The sequence below is a fragment of the Paenibacillus aestuarii genome (genome assembly GCF_027789125.1).
GTDB lineage: Bacteria > Bacillota > Bacilli > Paenibacillales > NBRC-103111 > Paenibacillus_E > Paenibacillus_E aestuarii.
Map to the genome: position 1 here is coordinate 1 of NZ_JAQFVF010000007.1, position 2,069 is coordinate 2,069.

Sequence of the window (2,069 nt, forward strand, 5' to 3'; positions counted from 1 at the left end):
AAGACTCTGTGAGACATGGGAGGGTTGACCGCCATGAGCCATGTGGAGATCCAAAGGTGCGATCATATATTTCCAGAATCTCCACTTTTTAAAACGAGTGGTCTGAGTGGATGTATTTTTGCGCTTTCCTCACCCCATATTTTACACTTTCCACAACTTTGTTCCATGTATTAATTGTCTTTCACGGAAGAAAAACGTTCGAAATCTAAGAAAACAAGCGTATTTAAGAGGAAAGCGATTCTCCATAGAGGGAGGTTAGTGGAATAATGGCTTTCATATATCTCGTACACTCACTATTTCTTAAGGAGATTTGGAAGACTCCTTTGAAAAATAAAAAAGCTACCGTACTTTGGTAGCTTTATTTTTCTTTAGTCTTGAAGCTTATCCCTATTTAGTGCAACAGGAGGTTTCTCCATCCACTCATTTTTTATCATAAAGGTTTTTATATTTTCTTCATATTGATACACATCTGCAATTATCTTTGCATATGTAGTTTTTAAATCTTTTCGGATACTTACTGCTGCACTATACCCATAACTGGCGATACCATCACGATTAAGTTGGTCTAATAGATAAGATATTAATTTATCTGAAAAAGGAGATGTTTTACCATCCAAAACACTTGTATCCCAAGTCATTGAAATAGGCAAATCATTTTGAATTAAAATATCACCTAATTTGTCTATAATATTTAAAGATAATTCTTTTCCATGTTGCAATAAACTCATTAATTGCTGATTAGATGTAGATTGTATAAATCCAATTAATAAGTTTTTACCAATATAATTCATAAAAACATTTTTGTGTAGCTCATTTGCTTCTCTTGCCGTCAATTCTCTATTATCATTAAAGAAGTTACCCAAAAATCCTTTATCTGCAATTGGGTTTGTTTCATGAGTGGAGGTAATTGAAGGAGGTCTTACAAATACTCCCTTTTCCAATAGAATAGTTGTTGTACGTTCAAATAAACTTGAAACTTTTTTTAATTGTTCGTGGAAAAAATTGCGGATATCCTCCCTTACTGAATCGGATAGTGCCATACTTGTTAAGGACATTCCAATTTTACACATATTATTTAAATAAAATAGTATAAAAACATCCGTATACATCTTAGGGGCATTTGGGTTTAAATCATCTTTAATGCTAAAGCCTTTGGGGATTGGATAGTCTTCACTTCGTAGAACAGATTCAAAAAATTGTACAGCAGATTTAGAATTAGAACCCGCCTCACTACAAAGAGATTTAACTTCTTCTAGTTCTGTTGTTAAGGTCAGATACTCCAAAACAACATTTGACATACTATAATTCATTAACTGTTCCCAACAGTGTGCTAACTCACCAGCAGTTAACTTTGCAGCCTTTTTATTATCCATATAATCAATTCCTTTATAAGATTAATTTTATATTCTATAACAAGTATCGGGTATTTTTTTATCAATTATGTAATATTGCATGGAAATTTAATAATTTTTTGGTTGACAAGGGAGATATCAGAACTAAGAGGGCTTTTCAAATATTCAGCAATGGGGGACTTTAAAAAAGTTTGTGAAATATTGTACTTAAACTATCGGGACACGATAGCTCAATAAATAACCTCATCGCGGCTGCCGGCTTGAATCGGTGGCCGCGTTGTGCTATTCCAGCTAATAGCTTGTCAATATTTATTTATTAATAGCAGATCAATGAAGTGGTATACTTGAAAAAGTGCATGGGAAAGAACCGTCCCATAAAGCACGGAAAGACATTCCATATATTTCTATTTCCCGATACTTACTCTAAACGGAACGCTTCTTTAGTAGTTAAGATGGCAAAAATCCAGTGGATGAGTTTATTCACACAAGCAATTATCGCTACTTTGAACAGCTTTCCTTCAGCACGTTTCTTATCATAATAAGCCCTTAATTTCTTATTTCTATTACTACGAATACCACATCGTACAGCTTGATATAGGGCAGTACGAAGTCTCCTGGAGCCATGCTTAGTGATTTTATTTTGGGTAGCTACAAACTTGCCTGATGAAAAAACACTTGGATCAACACCGGCAAAGGCCACCAGTTTCTTTGCGTGAT

2 protein-coding genes are annotated in these 2,069 nt (G+C 34.2%); both read right to left on the minus strand.

Translation table 11 applies throughout. The features are described 5' to 3' along the window. Positions 1–368 precede the first annotated feature (368 nt). Positions 369–1,373 (minus strand): DUF3231 family protein, encoded by a 1,005-nt coding sequence (locus tag O9139_RS01915; RefSeq protein ID WP_270877762.1) that lies wholly within the window; start codon positions 1,371–1,373, stop codon positions 369–371. A gap of 397 nt (positions 1,374–1,770) precedes the next feature. Then, the coding region (locus tag O9139_RS01920; RefSeq protein WP_270877763.1) for a transposase at positions 1,771–2,069 on the minus strand (299 nt) is incomplete at its 5' end.

Bases quoted from the DNA above. Each gene is read 5' to 3' on its own strand.
- O9139_RS01915 (WP_270877762.1), bottom strand. From the start codon at position 1,373: ATGGATAATAAAAAGGCTGCAAAGTTAACTGCTGGTGAGTTAGCACAC.